Source organism: Streptomyces sp. 13-12-16 (genome assembly GCF_002114215.1).
Taxonomy (GTDB): domain Bacteria; phylum Actinomycetota; class Actinomycetes; order Streptomycetales; family Streptomycetaceae; genus Streptomyces.
Map to the genome: position 1 here is coordinate 1 of NZ_NCTE01001124.1, position 15727 is coordinate 15727.

At 71.2% G+C, this 15727-nt stretch carries 16 protein-coding genes; 2 read left to right on the plus strand and 14 right to left on the minus strand.

Going from position 1 to position 15727, the window contains the following annotated elements:
* Positions 1–91: 91 nt before the first annotated feature.
* The gene (gene mgt / locus B7767_RS36210; protein WP_085575736.1) at positions 92–1333 is read left to right on the plus strand and encodes a macrolide-inactivating glycosyltransferase; all 1242 of its coding nucleotides are present in this window, start codon (positions 92–94) and stop codon (positions 1331–1333) included.
* An 87-nt stretch (positions 1334–1420) separates the two neighbouring features.
* Here mgt and B7767_RS36215 read toward each other — a convergent pair whose 3' ends face one another.
* The gene (locus B7767_RS36215; RefSeq protein ID WP_085575737.1) at positions 1421–3670 is read right to left on the minus strand and encodes an MMPL family transporter; all 2250 of its coding nucleotides are present in this window, start codon (positions 3668–3670) and stop codon (positions 1421–1423) included.
* Positions 3671–3940: 270 nt separating this feature from the next.
* Between B7767_RS36215 and B7767_RS36220 the strand changes: the two genes are divergently transcribed.
* The gene (locus tag B7767_RS36220; RefSeq protein WP_085575738.1) at positions 3941–4492 is read left to right on the plus strand and encodes a DUF1697 domain-containing protein; all 552 of its coding nucleotides are present in this window, start codon (positions 3941–3943) and stop codon (positions 4490–4492) included.
* Between the two features lie 2 nt (positions 4493–4494).
* On the opposite strand, the gene B7767_RS36225 is transcribed toward B7767_RS36220, so the two are convergent.
* From B7767_RS36225 to B7767_RS36280, 13 genes are all read right to left on the minus strand, one after another.
* Positions 4495–5232, minus strand: coding sequence for a sirohydrochlorin chelatase (locus tag B7767_RS36225; RefSeq protein ID WP_085575739.1), 738 nt, complete (start codon positions 5230–5232; stop codon positions 4495–4497).
* A gap of 8 nt (positions 5233–5240) precedes the next feature.
* Positions 5241–6137, minus strand: coding sequence for an ABC transporter permease (locus B7767_RS36230; protein WP_085575740.1), 897 nt, complete (start codon positions 6135–6137; stop codon positions 5241–5243).
* Positions 6124–6912, minus strand: a complete 789-nt coding sequence (locus B7767_RS36235) for an ABC transporter ATP-binding protein (protein WP_085575741.1) — start codon at positions 6910–6912, stop codon at positions 6124–6126. The genes B7767_RS36230 and B7767_RS36235 overlap by 14 nt, the downstream gene beginning before the upstream one ends.
* Before the next feature lie 36 nt (positions 6913–6948).
* Complete coding sequence (locus B7767_RS36240) at positions 6949–8052, minus strand: aliphatic sulfonate ABC transporter substrate-binding protein (protein WP_085575742.1); 1104 nt, start codon at positions 8050–8052, stop codon at positions 6949–6951.
* A 227-nt stretch (positions 8053–8279) separates the two neighbouring features.
* A complete protein-coding gene (locus tag B7767_RS36245) occupies positions 8280–9614 on the minus strand; it encodes a sulfate adenylyltransferase subunit 1 (RefSeq protein ID WP_085575743.1) in 1335 nt (444 codons plus the stop codon).
* Between the two features lie 2 nt (positions 9615–9616).
* A complete protein-coding gene (gene cysD, locus B7767_RS36250; RefSeq protein ID WP_085575744.1) occupies positions 9617–10552 on the minus strand; it encodes a sulfate adenylyltransferase subunit CysD in 936 nt (311 codons plus the stop codon).
* Entirely contained in the window at positions 10549–11085 is a 537-nt protein-coding gene (gene cysC, locus B7767_RS36255) for an adenylyl-sulfate kinase (protein ID WP_371101117.1), read from the minus strand. Before cysC ends, cysD begins: the two co-directional genes overlap by 4 nt.
* Before the next feature lie 34 nt (positions 11086–11119).
* A complete protein-coding gene (locus tag B7767_RS36260; RefSeq protein ID WP_085575746.1) occupies positions 11120–11830 on the minus strand; it encodes a phosphoadenylyl-sulfate reductase in 711 nt (236 codons plus the stop codon).
* Positions 11827–12006 carry a hypothetical protein gene (locus tag B7767_RS48665; RefSeq protein ID WP_085575747.1) on the minus strand — a complete coding sequence of 60 codons (180 nt, stop codon included), beginning with the start codon at positions 12004–12006 and terminating at the stop codon, positions 11827–11829. The genes B7767_RS36260 and B7767_RS48665 overlap by 4 nt, the downstream gene beginning before the upstream one ends.
* The gene (locus B7767_RS36270) at positions 12003–13718 is read right to left on the minus strand and encodes a nitrite/sulfite reductase (protein ID WP_085575748.1); all 1716 of its coding nucleotides are present in this window, start codon (positions 13716–13718) and stop codon (positions 12003–12005) included. Before B7767_RS36270 ends, B7767_RS48665 begins: the two co-directional genes overlap by 4 nt.
* A gap of 128 nt (positions 13719–13846) precedes the next feature.
* Entirely contained in the window at positions 13847–13930 is an 84-nt protein-coding gene (locus B7767_RS49445) for a putative leader peptide (protein WP_310887545.1), read from the minus strand.
* A gap of 127 nt (positions 13931–14057) precedes the next feature.
* Complete coding sequence (locus tag B7767_RS36275; RefSeq protein ID WP_085575749.1) at positions 14058–14630, minus strand: GNAT family N-acetyltransferase; 573 nt, start codon at positions 14628–14630, stop codon at positions 14058–14060.
* Between the two features lie 63 nt (positions 14631–14693).
* Positions 14694–15727 (minus strand): hypothetical protein (locus B7767_RS36280; protein ID WP_085575750.1); only part of this gene is annotated, 1034 nt, incomplete at its 5' end.

Consider the following 15727-nt stretch of genomic DNA (forward strand, 5'->3'; position numbering starts at 1 on the left):
ACGGTCCTGGCCGGCCGCAGCCGCTGGGCGGGGCGGCGGTCGGGCGCCCGGCGCCGGCGGGGTGGCCACGGCTGCACGTGGAGCCGACGACATGAGACCAAAGAGGTTGTACGAGACGTATCGTCTCGTCTACTGTCGATGCATGACCAGTCCCGCTCACATCGCCATGTTCTCCATCGCCGCCCACGGGCACGTGAACCCGAGCCTCGAGGTGATCCGCGAGCTCGTGGCGCGCGGCCACCGGGTCACGTACGCGATCCCGCCGCTCCTCGCCGAGAAGGTCGCCGGGACCGGCGCCGAGCCCAAGCCGTGGAACAGCACGCTGCCCGGCCCCGACGACGACCCGGAGGCCTGGGGCACCACACTGCTCGACAACGTGGAGCCGTTCCTCGACGACGCCGTCCAGGCGCTCCCGCAGCTCGTCGCGGCCTACGAGGGCGACACCCCCGACCTCGTCCTGCACGACATCACCTCCTACCCGGCCCGTGTGCTCGCCCACCGCTGGGGCGTGCCCGCCGTCTCCCTCTCACCGAACCTCGTCGCCTGGGACGGGTACGAGAAGGAGGTCGGAGAGCCGATGTGGGAGGAGCCGCTGAAGACCGAGCGGGGGCAGGCGTACTACTCCCGCTTCCACGCCTGGCTGGAGGAGAACGGGATCACCGAGCACCCCGATCCGTTCGTGGGCCGTCCCGCCCGCTCCATCGTCCTGATCCCCAAGGCCCTCCAGCCCCACGCCGACCGGGTCGACGAGAGCGTGCACTCCTTCGTCGGGGCCTGTCAGGGCGACCGGAGCGCCGAGGGCGACTGGCAGCGGCCCGCCGGGGCCGAGAAGGTCGTCCTGGTGTCGCTCGGGTCGTCCTTCACCAAGCAGCCGGCCTTCTACCGGGAGTGCGTCAAGGCGTTCGCCGGCCTGCCCGGCTGGCACCTGGTGCTCCAGGCCGGCAAGCACGTCGACCCCGCCGAGCTGGGGGACGTACCGGAGAACGTCGAGGTGCGGTCCTGGGTGCCGCAGCTCGCGATCCTGAAGCAGGCCGACCTGTTCGTCACCCACGCGGGGGCCGGCGGCAGCCAGGAGGGGCTGGCCACGGCCACCCCGATGATCGCCGTACCGCAGGCGGTGGACCAGTTCGGCAACGCGGACATGCTCCAGGGGCTGGGGGTGGCCCGGCACGTCCCCATGGAGGAGGCGACGGCCGAGACCCTGCGGGCGGCGGCCCTCGCCCTCGTCGACGACCCGGAGGTCGCGCGGCGCCTGAAGGGGATCCGGGCCGGGATGGCGGAGGAGGGCGGCACCGGAAGGGCAGCCGACCTCATCGAAGCGGAGCTGCCTTAGCGCAGCTGCGGCGGCGGTGGCACAGCCGGCTGCAGTCGCGACAAGGGCCCGGCGGGGAATCGCCGGGCCCTTGTCGCAGCTAGCCGATCACACCGGCACCCGCTTCCCCTCGTCGTCCCGCGACACCGTCGGCGCCACCGCCTCCGGCGACTCGTCGTGGGTCAGGTCGGGCATCCGGTGCAGCCACTTCGGCAGGTACCAGTTGCGCTCGCCGAGCAGCGTCATCACCGCGGGCAGCAGCACGCCCCGGATGATCGTCGCGTCGATCAGCACCGCCGCCGCGAGGCCGACGCCCATCTGCTTCATGGACTGCATGGACAGCGTCCCGAAGATCCCGAACACGGCGACCATGATGACCGCGGCACTGGTGACCACGCCGGCCGTGGTGACCACACCGTGCTGGACCGCGTCCCGCGTCGTGCGGCCCCGCAGCCGGGCCTCACGGATCCGGGAGACCACGAACACGTGGTAGTCCGTCGACAGGCCGAACAGGATCACGAAGAGGAACAGCGGCAGCCACGTGATGATCGCGCCGACGCCCTCCGCGCCCACCAGGGACGCGCCCCAGCCGTGCTGGAAGACCGCCACGAGGATGCCGTACGCGGCGCCCACCGACAGCAGGTTCAGCACGATCGAGGTGATCGCGACCGTCAGCGAGCGGAAGGACAGCAGCATCACCAGGAAGGCGAAGACCACCACGAAGGCGAAGACCGGGACCACGGAGCCGACCAGCTGGTCGTTGAAGTCCTTGTTCCCGGCGACCTGCCCGGTGATCGGCGCCTCGACGCCGTCGACCTCGCCGAGCGTGGCGGGCCGCACCTCGTCGCGCAGCGTGTCCAGGCTCTCGCCCGCCTTGTCCTGGTCGGAGCCGCCCACCAGCGGGACGTAGACGAACGCGACGTTCTGCTGGTCGTGCAGCTTGATCTCGACCGGGCCGCGCGAGGCCCCCGAACTGACCGCCCGCTCACGGAAATCGGCGAGCGCGGCCTTCACCTCGGGCGCGTTGATGTCGTCCGCCTTGACGACCACCTCGGCCGGCTCGGAGCCGCCCGGGAAGGCGGCGTTGACCCGGTTGTACGTCTGCACGATCGGCAGCGAGTCGCCGAACTCCTGGTCCAGCGTGAGGTTCTGCGTCTTCATCCCGACCGCCGGAGCGGCCACGGCCAGCAGTGCGCCGGTCGCCACCACGACCGACAGCACCGGCCTGGCGAGCACCCGCTTCAGTACGGCCGACCAGAACCGGCTGTCGCCGCCGCCGCCGGTGCGGCGCCGGCGCAGGAACGGCACGCGGCCCTTCTCGACCCGCTCGCCCAGCAGCGAGAGGAGCGCGGGCAGGACGGTCACGGAGCCGACCATGGCGACCGCCACGACCATCAGCGAGGCCAGGCCCATCGCCTCGAACTCGGCGAGTCCGGTGAACAGCATGCCTGCCATGGCGACGCACACCGTGACACCGGAGACGACGATCGCACGGCCACTGGTGGCGGCGGCGATCCGCAGCGCGGTCTGCGCGTCCCGTCCGGCCGCCCGCTCCTCACGCTCGCGACGCAGGTAGAACAGGCAGTAGTCGACCCCGACGGCCAGGCCGACCAGCAGCATCACCGAGTTCGCGGTCTCGCTCATCGGCTGCAGATGGCTGACCAGGCCCATCAGGCCCATCGTCGCCATGATCGCGGTGATCGCCAGCGCCACCGGCAGCAGCGCCGCCACCAGCGCGCCGAACGCGATCAGCAGGATGCCGAGGGCCACCGGCACCGCGGAGTACTCGGCCTTCTTGAAGTCGTCGCCGAACGCGTCGTCGAACGTCTTCATCATGCTGGCGCCGCCGATCTCCTCGATCCGCAGCGACTCGTGGTCCTTCTGGACCTCCTCCACGGCGTTCAGCACCGGCTCGATCCGCTCACCGGCGGTGTCCGAGTCACCCCGTACGTCGAACTGGACCAGCGCGCTGCGCCCGTCCTCCGAGATGGTGTCGCTCTCGTACGGCGAGGTGACGTCCGTGGCCTCACCGGTCTCCTCCACGGCCCTGACGACCGCGGTGACCGCCGACCGGAACTCGGCGTCCGTGGCCGTGAGGCCCTCGCCCTTCGCCTGGACGAGCACGGTCTCACCGGCCGGCTCCTCGATGCCGGCGTCCTCGATGATGCGGGCGGCGGTGCTGGTCTCCCCCTTGAGCTGATCGCTGTCGCCGACGTCGACCCGGCCCGCGGCCGAACCGAGTCCCATCGCCAGCACGACGAACAGCACCCAGATGCCGACGGCCGCCCAACGGTGCCGGGCGCTCCAGCCGCCGGCCCGTGCGGCGAGGCCCCGCACCCGTGATTCTCCGTTCCCCATGACGGGCTCGCTCCCTCGTGTTCGGCAGCGACCCCCTGCCGCCACCTGACGCTTTCGAAGGTATGGGCCGGATAAGCCCGTCTCGTCGTGCTGTCCGGTGAAGCTCCGGAACCCCGGGTCATCCCATCGGCGCCCGGCTCCTCCCCACTGGGGAGGACAGCGGTCCCCTACACGTATCCGGCCACGTGGGGGCCGCTGATCAGGGTTCCGGTGCGCCACCGCCACCGGGCACACCCCCACGGGGTACGACGGCCGTCCTAGGGTGTCCCCATGGCGACGACGAGATACGCGGCGCTGCTGCGCGGGATCAACGTGGGCGGCAGCAGGAAAGTCCCGATGGCCGAACTGCGCGCCCTCATGGACGGGCTCGGTCACGAGGGGGTGCGCACCCATCTGCAGAGCGGCCAGGCGGTGTTCACCGCCACGCACGGCGACGAGGAGTCACTGGCCGCCGGGCTGTCGGCGGCGATCGAGCGGCACTTCGGGTTCGCCGTGGACGTGATCGTGCGCGACCACGCCTATCTGAAGGGGATCGTCGACGCCTGCCCGTTCCCGGCCGGCGAGCTGGAGCCCAAGCAGCTCCACGTCACCTACTTCTCCGCGCCCGTCACCCCCGAACGCTTCGCGGAGATCGACCGACAGGCGTACCTCCCCGAGGAGTTCCGCCTCGGCGACCGCGCGCTCTACCTGTACGCCCCGAACGGCCTGGGCCGCTCCAAACTCGCCGAACACCTGGCCAGGCCCCGTGTCAACAAGGGGGTGGTCGCCACCAGCCGCAACTGGAACACGGTGCGCAGACTGGTGGAGCTCACCGAGGGCTGAGATCAGGCGCCGACCGCCGCGAGCAGCGGCACCCGGGCCTCGTCGTACCGCTCCAGCAGCACCCGCGCCACCTCCGGCGCCGGGCCCAGCACGTCCGCCAGGACGTCCGCCTCCGCCGCGCCCCGGGCGATCCGGTCCGGGAGGAAGCCGGGGGCCAGGACGTACGGGGCGACGGCGACGCGTGCGCAGCCGAGGGCGCGCAGTTCGCGTACCGCCTGCTCGGTGCGGGGGAGGGATGCGGAGGCGAACGCAGGCCGCACGGCGCACCAACCGGTGTGCCGCCACTCCCGCGCGATTTCTGCGATCACTGCGATCGCCTCCGGGTCGGAGGACCCCGCCGAGGCCAGTACGACCCCGGTCGAGGACTTGTCGGCGGGCGTGAGGCCCGCCTCGTACAGCCGGCGCTCCAGCGCCGACGTCAGCAGCGGTGAGGGGCCCAGCACCGCGGCCTGGCTGATCCGCAGCCGCGGCGGAGCCTGAGCCAGCACCGCCGGGATGTCCGCCTTGGCGTGGAAGGCGCGGGTCAGCAGCAGCGGGAGGGCGACCACGTCGCGGACGCCCTCCGCGTCCAGGGACTCCAGCACCCCTTTGACGGACGGGACGTTGAAGTCCAGGAACCCGGTCTCCACGCGCAGCCCCGGCCGCAGCGACCGCACCCGCCGCACCAGGGCGTGCACGGTCGCGGCGTGCCGCGGATCGCGGCTGCCGTGGGCGACGACGAGAAGTACCGGACGGCGCATGGTGTCCCTCAGCCCTTCACCAGCAGACCGCGGCTGCGCAGCACCCACCGCTCCAGCGGGCTGAAGATCAGCAGGTCGATGGCGATACCGACGGTCAGGATCAGCAGGATGGCCTCGAAGACCATGGCCATGTCGCTGGCGTTGCGGCCGTTCTCCAGGAGCTGGCCGAGGCCCACGCCGAGGTCCGGGAAGGACGCGATGATCTCCGCGGCCATCAGCGAGCGCCAGGAGAACGCCCAGCCCTGCTTCAGGCCCGCCACATAGCCCGGCAGCGCGGCCGGCAGCACGATGTGCCAGGTGCCCTTCAGCCCCGTCGCGCCCAGCGTCCGGCCGGCCCGCAGGAACAGCGGCGGCACCTGGTCGACGCCGGAGACCAGCCCGTTGGCGATCGAGGGGACCGCGCCGAGCAGGATGACGGCGTACATCATCTGGTTGTTGAGCCCCAGCCAGATCACCGCCGGCGGCACCCACGCCACCGACGGCAGCGACTGCAGACCGGACAGGATCGGCCCGATCGCCGCGCGCACGAACTTCACCCGCGCCACCAGCAGCCCCAGCGGGGTGCCGATCAGCAGCGCGAAGAAGAAGCCGAGCAGACCGCGCGAGACGCTGGTCCAGATGTAGCCGAGCAGCTCGCCCTGGAGCCACGCCTCACGCAGGACGTCCCACACCGCGCCCGGTGAGGGCAGCTTGGTCGGATCGTCGACGATCTCGAACGACACCAGGGCCTGCCACACCGCCAGCACCAGGGCGACGGCGACGATCGGCGGCAGGACCTTCTCCACGAAGGTCTGCCGCAGCGGCTTGCGTCCGCTCTGCACCGTCTCCAGTGCGTCGAGGCCCGCCTCCAGACCGGCGAGGTCGCCCCCGTCCTTGTCCTTGGCGGTCGTCTCAGTGCTGGCCATGACGGCGGATCTCCCCACGGAGTTCTTCGGTGATCTCGACGGACAGTTCCGCCACGGCGGTGTCCTCGATACGGCGCGGATGCGGAATGCCCACCGTCCACTCGCGGGCGATCCGGCCCGGACGGGAGGACAGCAGCACCACCCGCTGCGCGAGCCGCACGGCCTCGCGCACGTTGTGCGTGACGAACAGGACGGACAACCGGGTCTCGTTCCAGATCCTGGTCAGCTCGTCGTGCAGCACGTCCCGCGTGATGGCGTCCAGCGCCGCGAACGGCTCGTCCATCAGCAGCAGCCGGCTGTCCTGGGCGATCGCCCGCGCCAGCGCCACGCGCTGGCGCATACCGCCGGACAGCTCGTGCACCCGCTTGCCGTGCGCGCCCTTCAGCCGGACGAGCTCCAGCAGCTCCTCGGCCCGTTCGCGGCGCTCGTTCTTCTGGACGCCCCGCAGCTTCAGGGCGAGTTCGATGTTCTTGCCCGCGGTCAGCCACGGGAAGAGGGCGTGCTCCTGGAACATCAGGGCCGGCCGCCCGTCCGTGCTGATCGCGCCGGCCGTGGGGCGGTCGAGCCCCGCGACCAGGTTGAGCAGCGTGGACTTGCCGCAGCCCGAGGCACCCAGGAGGGTGACGAACTCACCGGGTGCGACATCGAGGCTGATGTCGTCCAGCACGAGCTGCTGTCCGGCGGGGCCCGCGAACGACTTCGAGACATGCTCGATGCGGGCGGCGTGGGTGGCCGCCCCGATGCCGTCGGCGGCCTTGGCGAGGGTCGTGGCCATGGTCGTCACCTCCTGGGAACTCTTCGTGATCCGGGCTTACTTGACGCCGAGCCCGGCGTCGTCGACGGCCGGTTCGCCGGCGGCCTTCAGGACCTTGTTGAGCAGCGTGAGGTCGTAGATGCCGTCCAGGTCGGGCTGCTCCAGCAGACCGGCCCGGACCGCGTGCTGCGCCTGCGAGTCGAGCGTGGCGGCCAGCGGATCGTCGATGAACCTGATCGACTTCCACGCCGGGTCGAGCACCTCGGCCGGCAGCGCCTTGCCGGAGTCGGCCTCCAGCTGCTCGTTGGCGGCGGCCTTCGCCTCCTCGGGGTGGGCGTTGATCCACTCGTTGGCCTCGACGGACGCCTTCAGGACCGCCTCGACGGCCTTCGGGTGCTCCTCCAGGAACTCCTGGCGCACGATGATGTTCGTGATCACGAACTTCTCGTCCGGCCACAGCGTCGCCTCGTCCAGCAGGACCTTGCCGCCCTGCGCGACCAGCTTCGACGCGGTCGGCTCCGGCACCCAGGCGCCGTCGACCGAGCCGGCCTTGAACGCGTCCGGGGTGACCTTGTTGTCGCTGCGGACGACCGTGACGTCGCCCTTGCCGCTCTGGGCGTCGACCTCCCAGCCCTGCCCGGCCGCCCAGTCGAGGAACGCGACGTCCTGGGTGTTGCCGAGCTGCGGGGTCGCGATCCGCTTGCCCTCGACGTCCTTCAGGGACTTGATCCTGTCCGGGTTCACCACGAGCTTCACCCCGCCGGACGCCGAACCGCCGATGATCCGCAGGTTCCTGCCGCCGGACTTGATGTAGCCGTTGACGGCGGGGGACGGGCCGATGAACCCGATGTCGAGAGAACCGGAGTTGAGCGCCTCGATCTCCGACGGGCCCGCGTTGAAGACGGCGTACTTCGCCACGGTGGCGCCGAGTTCCTTCTGGAACAGGCCCCTGTTGTTGCCCACCAGGGCGGTGCCGTGGGTGAGGTTGCCGAAGTAGCCGATCCTGACGGAGTCGAGACCGTCGGTCTTCTTCGCCCCGGCGGCGACCTTCACGGCGCCGTCGTCCTCGGCCTGGGAGCCGTAGCCGCAGGCGGCCAGGGTGAGCAGCGGGAGCACGGCCATCACCGCGAGGGTACGGCGCAGAGCGGATGCGGCAGGCACGGGAGGTGTTCCTCTCGGAGGCCCGGCGGTCACGGTCCTGGTCTCAGGCCGTGGCCGGGAAGTCGGCGGGTTTTCGTCTGCGGCGGCGGGGGGTCAGGGCGCGCGAGCGGTGCGCGCACGTCAGCGCACACATCGGTCGACCCCGCCCTGCCCGGCGCCGAGGGCGCCGCTGCCGACGCGGCCGCCCTCCTTCGCGAACCCGGAGTAGAAATCGGTGAGGTCCATGTTCAGAAGTCCCACCCGTCGTCCTCGGCCTCGTCCTTGACGGGCTCCGGCGCTGCGAAGGACTCACCGACCATGCCGGCGGTGAGCGTGGTGCCGTCGCTGGGGTCGATGAGGATGAACGAACCGGTGCGCCGCGAGTCCGCGTAGGAGTCGGCGGGCAGCGGTTCGGCGGTACGGATCTTCACCCGGCCGATGTCGTTGGCGGCGAGGGTGCCGGGGTGCGGGTGCAGCGACAGGTCGTCCAGCGTCAGCCGGGACGGGATGTCCTTCACGATCGCCTTGACGGTGCGGGTGCCGTGCTTGAGCAGCACCCGGTGGCCGACGGTCAGCGGCTGGTCGGCGACATGGCACACCGTGGCCTCGACGTCCTGCGAGGTGGCCGGCGCGTCCTTGCTGGGGACGATCAGGTCACCGCGGGAGATGTCGATGTCGTCGGCCAGCAGCAGCGTCACCGACTGCGGCGTCCAGGCGATGTCGACCGGTTCGCCCAGCAGGTCGATCCCCGTGACCGTCGTCGTCCGCCCGGACGGCAGCACGGTCACCGGGTCGCCCACCCGGAACGTGCCCGCGGCTATCTGGCCCGCGTAGCCCCGGTAGTCGGGGTGCTCGGCGCTCTGCGGCCGGATCACGTACTGCACGGGCAGCCGGGCGTGGCAGTGCGCCAGGTCGTGGCTGACCGGGACGGTCTCCAGGTGCTCCAGCACGGTGGGGCCGCCGTACCAGTCCATGTGCGCGGACGGCTCCACCACGTTGTCGCCGACCAGGGCCGAGATCGGGATCGCGGTGACCTCGGGGACGCCCAGCTCGGTCGCGTACGCCGTGAACTCCTCGGCGATTCCCGCGAACACGGACTCCCGGTAGTCGACCAGGTCCATCTTGTTGACGGCGAGGACGACGTGCGGGACGCGCAGCAGGGCGGCGATGGCGGCGTGCCGGCGGGTCTGCTCGACGACACCGTTGCGGGCGTCGACCAGGATCACCGTCAGCTCGGCCGTGGAGGCGCCGGTGACCATGTTCCGCGTGTACTGCACGTGGCCCGGGGTGTCGGCGAGGATGAACCGGCGCCGGGGCGTGGCGAAGTAGCGGTAGGCCACGTCGATGGTGATGCCCTGCTCCCGCTCGGCCCGCAGGCCGTCGGTGAGCAGCGCGAGGTCGGGCGCCTCCTGGCCCCGGCTCGCCGACGCCCGCTCCACGGCCTCCAGCTGGTCGGTGAGGACCGACTTGGAGTCGTGCAGCAGCCGGCCCACCAGGGTGGACTTGCCGTCGTCGACGGAGCCGGCGGTGGCGAACCGCAGCAGCGTGGTGGCCGCGAGCTCCTCGGTGGTGATGGTGCTCATCTTTAGAAGTACCCCTCGCGCTTGCGGTCTTCCATCGCGGCCTCGGAGAGCTTGTCGTCGGCGCGGGTGGCGCCGCGCTCGGTGAGCCGGGAGGCGGCGATCTCGGCGATCACCTTCTCGATGGTGTCGGCGTCGGAGTCCACCGCGCCGGTGCAGGACATGTCGCCCACCGTCCGGTAGCGCACCAGCCGCTTCTCGACGGTCTCGCCGTCCTTCGGGCCGCCCCACTCACCGGCGGTCAGCCACATGCCACCGCGGGCGAACACCTCGCGCTCGTGCGCGTAGTAGATCTCCGGCAGCTCGATGCCCTCGCGGGCGATGTACTGCCACACGTCCAGCTCGGTCCAGTTGGACAGCGGGAACACGCGGACGTGCTCACCGGGGGCGTGCCGGCCGTTGTACAGGTTCCACAGTTCGGGGCGCTGGCGGCGCGGGTCCCACTGGGAGAACTCGTCGCGCAGCGAGAACACCCGCTCCTTCGCGCGGGCCTTCTCCTCGTCGCGGCGCCCGCCGCCGAAGACCGCGTCGAACTTCTCGCTCTGGATCTTCTCGGTGAGCGGAACGGTCTGCAGCGGGTTGCGGGTGCCGTCGGGGCGCTCCTTGAGCACCCCGCGGTCGATGTAGTCCTGCACGGAGGCGACGTGCAGCCGCAGCCCGTGCCTGGCGACCGTGCGGTCGCGGTAGTCGAGGACCTCGGGGAAGTTGTGCCCGGTGTCGACGTGCAGCAGCGAGAACGGGACCGGCGCCGGGGTGAACGCCTTCAGCGCCAGGTGCAGCATGAGGATGGAGTCCTTGCCGCCGGAGAACAGGATCACCGGCTTCTCGAACTCACCCGCCACCTCGCGGAAGATGTGCACCGCCTCGGACTCGAGGGCGTCCAGGTGGGAGAGGGCGTACGGGCTGTCCGTGCCCTCCTTCACGGTGGCGACGGTCGTCATGCCAGTCCCCTTTCGCTGAGCGCGGCGTACACCGCCGCCGCGGACTCCTGCACGGTCTGGTTCTGGGACTCGATCCGCAGATCGGGTGTCTCGGGCTCCTCGTACGGGTCGTCCACGCCGGTCAGCCCGGTGAGTTCACCCGCGGCCTGCTTGGCGTACAGGCCCTTCACGTCGCGTACGGAGCACACCTCGACCGGGGTCGCCACGTGCACCTCGACGTACGGCGTGCCGTTCGCCCCGTGCCGCTTGCGCACCGCGTCCCGGCTGTCCGCGTACGGCGCGATGACCGGGACGAGCGCGAGGACGCCGTTGCGGGCGAGCAGTTCGGCGACGAAGCCGATGCGCTGCACGTTGGTGTGCCGGTCCTCGCGGGTGAAGCCGAGGCCCGCGGAGAGGAACTCGCGGATCTCGTCGCCGTCGAGCACCTCGACCCGGCGGCCCTGCTCGCGCAGCCGGCCCGCCAGCTCGTGGGCGATGGTGGTCTTGCCCGCACTCGGCAGACCCGTGAGCCAGACGGTGGCTCCGGTCGTCACGTGGTTCTCCTGGATCTCGGTGGTCGTCGTCATGTCAGCCGTGCAGCCCGCACTCGGTCTTGGCGCGGCCCGCCCAGCGGCCGGCGCGTGCGTCCTCGCCCTGGAGCACCCGGCGGGTGCAGGGCGCGCAGCCCACGGAGGCATAGCCGTCCATCAGCAGCGGATTCGTGAGGACGCCGTGCTCGTCGACGTACGCTTGCACATCTTCCTGTGACCACTTCGCGATGGGGGAGATCTTCACCTTCCGCCGCTTCTCGTCCCAGCCGACGACCGGGGTGTTCGCCCGGGTCGGGGACTCGTCGCGGCGCAGGCCGGTCGCCCAGGCCACATAGCCCTTCAGACCCTCCTCCAGCGGCTGGACCTTGCGGAGCCTGCAGCACAGGTCGGGGTCGCGGTCGTGCAGCTTCGGGCCGTACTCCGCGTCCTGCTCGGCGACCGTCTGCCGCGGGGTGAGCGTGATGACGTTCACGTCCATCACGGCCTCCACCGCGTCCCGGGTGCCGATGGTCTCCGGGAAGTGGTAGCCGGTGTCGAGGAACACCACGTCGACCCCGGGCATCGCGCGGGAGGCGAGGTGGGCGACGACCGCGTCCTCCATCGAGGAGGTCACGCAGAACCGCTTGCCGAAGGTCTCGGCGGCCCACCGGAGGATCTCCAGGGCGGAGGCGTCCTCCAGGTCCCGGCCCGCCTGCTCGGCCAGGGCCTTCAGGTCCTCGGTGGTGCGCTCTTCCTGAACAGCGGTCATGTCCGGTCCCCTCCCGTGTCGGATCGCTCGAGCCCCCGGGCCAGCAGCCCGAGGAACTTCAGCTGAAAGGCTCGGTTGCACGCGCCGCATTCCCACGCCCCGTGGGAATGCTCGCCGGGGCGCAGGTCCTCGTCCCCGCAGTAGGGGCAGTAGAACGGCGCCGCACGCTCGCTCACGACAGGGCCTCCTCCGACGCGCGGCCGACCCAGGTCGCGAACCGCTCGCCGTCCTCGCGCTCTTCCTGGAAGCGGTTGAGGACCCGCTCGATGTAGTCGGGCAGTTCGTCCGAGGTCACCTTCAGGCCGCGGACCTTGCGGCCGAAGCCGGCCTCCAGGCCGAGGGCGCCGCCGAGGTGTACCTGGTAGCCCTCGACCTGCCGGCCCCGCTCGTCGAGCATCAGCTGGCCCTTGAGACCGATGTCCGCCACCTGGATACGGGCGCAGGCGTTCGGGCAGCCGTTGAGGTTGATGGTGATCGGCTCGTCGAAGTCCGGGATGCGGCGCTCGAGTTCGTCGATCAGCGAGGCGCCTCGCGCCTTGGTCTCGACGATGGCGAGCTTGCAGAACTCGATGCCGGTGCAGGCCATCGTGCCGCGCCGGAACGGGGAGGGCCGGGCGCTGAGGTCCAGTGCCTCCAGGGACTCGACGAGGGAGTCGACCCGGTCCTCCTCGACATCGAGGATGATCATCTTCTGTTCGACGGTGGTACGGACCCGGCCGGAGCCGTGTGCCTCCGCGAGGTCCGCGATCTTCGTGAGGGTGGTGCCGTCGACCCGGCCGACCCGCGGGGCGAAACCGACGTAGTGGCGGCCGTCCTTCTGCCGGTGCACACCGATGTGGTCGCGCCACTGCTGCACCGGCTGCTCGGGCGCGGGCCCGTCGGTGAGCTTGCGCCCCAGGTACTCGTCCTCCAGCACCTGACGGAACTTCTCCGGGCCCCAGTCGGCGACCAGGAACTTCAGACGGGCCCGGTTGCGCAGCCGGCGGTAGCCGTAGTCGCGGAAGATCGACAGGACACCCTCGTAGACGTCGGGGACGTCCTCCAGCGGCACCCAGGTGCCCAGCCGCACACCCAGCTTGGGGTTGGTGGACAGTCCGCCGCCGACCCACAGGTCGAAGCCCGGACCGTGCTCGGGGTGGCGGACGCCGACGAACGCGACGTCGTTGATCTCGTGCACCACGTCGAGGACGGGTGAGCCGGAGATGGCCGTCTTGAACTTCCGGGGCAGGTTCGAGTACGCCTTGTTGCCCAGGACGCGGCGCTTCATCTCCTCCAGCGCCGGGGTGCCGTCGATGATCTCGTCCTCGGCGATGCCGGCGACGGGGGAGGCGATCATCACGCGCGGGGTGTCGCCGCAGGCGGTGACCGTGGACAGGCCGACGGCCTCCAGCCGGTCCCAGATCTCGGGCACGTCCTCGATCCGGATCCAGTGGTACTGGACGTTCTGCCGGTCGGTGATGTCGGCGGTGCCGCGCGCGAACTCCTGCGAGATCTCGCCGATGACCCGCAGCTGCCGGGTGGTCAGCGCCCCGCCGTCGATGCGCACCCGCATCATGAAGTACTCGTCGTCCAGCTCCTCCGGCTCCAGGATCGCGGTCTTGCCGCCGTCGATCCCGGGCCTGCGCTGGGTGTACAGACCCCACCAGCGCATCCGGCCCCGCAGGTCGCCGGGGTCGATCGAGTCGAAACCGCGCTTGGAGTAGATCGTCTCAATGCGTGTCCGCACATTGAGACCGTCGTCGTCCTTCTTCACCTGCTCGTTGCCGTTGAGCGGGGTGAAGTGACCCGCGGCCCACTGTCCCTCTCCGCGGTGACGGCTCACCTTGCGGCGGGGGGTCGCGGCGGCAGGCTTCTGCGCGGCGGCAGGGTTCTGCGGGGTGGCGGCCATGGTTGATACGTCCTTCGGGACAGGCGGGAATGCTGCTCTGACCTGCGCGTACGTGCGCACGGATCTAAGTGCGCGTCATTGCGCGGGGAGTGAGGCGAAGAAGGGGTGCCGGGCGGTGCTGGGTGCTCTCAGCGCGCCGGACAGATGGCGCTGGACATGCGGCCGAGGTCGACGTGCCGCCGACTCACCAAGGCGATTCCAGTTCCAGGCATGGCGGAAGCGTGTCATGGCGATCTGGACACAGTCCAGCTTCGTCCAAAATTCGGACACCCTTGTCTCGGAATGAGAGACAAGGGTGTGCTTGGTCACAAGTACCGCAGGCGGTCTTGTCCGTGCTGGTCAGGCGGGGTAGGCCCCGGCCCACGGACCCGGCGTCGGCGCCTCCGGTTCGTCCTCGACCTTGGTGTCGAACAGGGTGAAGCCCCGGCGCCGGTAGTTGTCCATGGCGTGCTCGCCGTCCTTGCTGCAGGTGTGCAGCCACACCCGCGTGGTCGGCTTCAGCTCCGGCCGGCGGTCCGCCAGGTCCCAGGCGCGGGCCGTGCCGTACGACAGCAGGTGCCCGCCGATGCGCCGCCCACGGAAGGCGGGCAGCAGCCCGAAGTAGACGATCTCGACCACCCCGCCCTCCTGGGCCTCCAGCTCCACGTACCCGGCCGGCGTCCCCCGGTCGTAGGCGACCCAGGTCTCCACCTCGGGCCGGTCCAGGTGCTCCAGCCACCGCGCGTACGTCCAGCCCAGCCGGTCGGTCCAGCGGATGTCCCCGCCGACCGAGGCGTACAGGAAACGGCTGAACTCGGGGGAGGGCACCTCGGAGCGGACGACCCGCACGTCCCCCTCGGGCACGGCGGCCGGAAGGAGGTCGGTGGGCGCGGTCTGCTCCAGGGACCAGGTGGTCACGGAGATGGTCGTCATGCCCGAAAGGGAACCATCCGGCACGAGCTTCTGTCGAACGCCTGATCAGGGTGCGGACAGGTCCTAGTCCAGGGAACGGTCCACGGACGTCAGCGGCAGCGCGAACAGCATCCGGCCGGACTGGGACCACACGTCGCCGGTCTCCTCCCAGTGGGACAGGGAGGCCGCCGGGCCGCTCCAGCAGCGGTGGGTCTCGTCCGCGCCGCAGCGGGTGGGACGGGCCCCGTCCGTGTCCTGCCGCCACAGCGTGCCGCGCTCGTCCGGTGTCCCGGTCATCCGGCCCAGGTACCAGCCCGACCGGTACGACAGCACGCTGCGCACATCGGTCAGTTCCGTCTCGTACACCCCGACCGGGTCCGTGTCGAGCAGTCCCGCACGCTCCGGTCCGGTGCTGAAGGCGTACCGCCACAGCCGGGTCGGCCCGTCCTCGTCCGCGGGCACCGCCTCGCGGGTGACCAGGCTGTCGGGTGCGGTGCTGCGGTCCAGGGAGATGCCGTCCGGCCGGGGCGCGTCGGCCGCGCTCGTCCGGTAGGAGGCGACGGCCGGCAGCACGTACCGGGCTCCCGCCGCCGACCAGCCGCCGGGCACCCGCCCGACCGGCGTGCCGTCCACGGTGGCCCGCTGGATTCGGCCCAGGTCGTACACGTACAGCGCGCTGTCGTCCGCCGGGCCCGCGGTGACCAGCAGTTTGTCCTGGTACCAGACCATGCCGGACACGGCGGAGCCCAGCCCGCGGTAGTCCCGGCCGCCGTCCACGGGGACGGTCAGCAGGGCCCAGGTGTAGCGGAGGTCGTCGGGGTCGCCGGCGTCCACGAAGGCGACGCGGGCGAGACCGTCCTCGGCCGGCGTGCCGTTGCTGCGGCTCCACCCGGAGAGGATCACCCGGTGCTCGCCCCAGCGGCCGTCGTCGTCCGCGTCCCCGGAGGTGGTGACGGCGCCGGACCGCCAGCCGTCGGTGTCGGCACCCGGCCAGCAGTACGCGTGGGTCGCGGTGGGTTCGACCGGCAGGGCCCGCCGGTCGTCGTCCGTACAGTCCTGCGCGTCGCCCAGGGATCCGTCGGGGTCGGCGAGCACGGAACCGACACCGACCGGCCGGC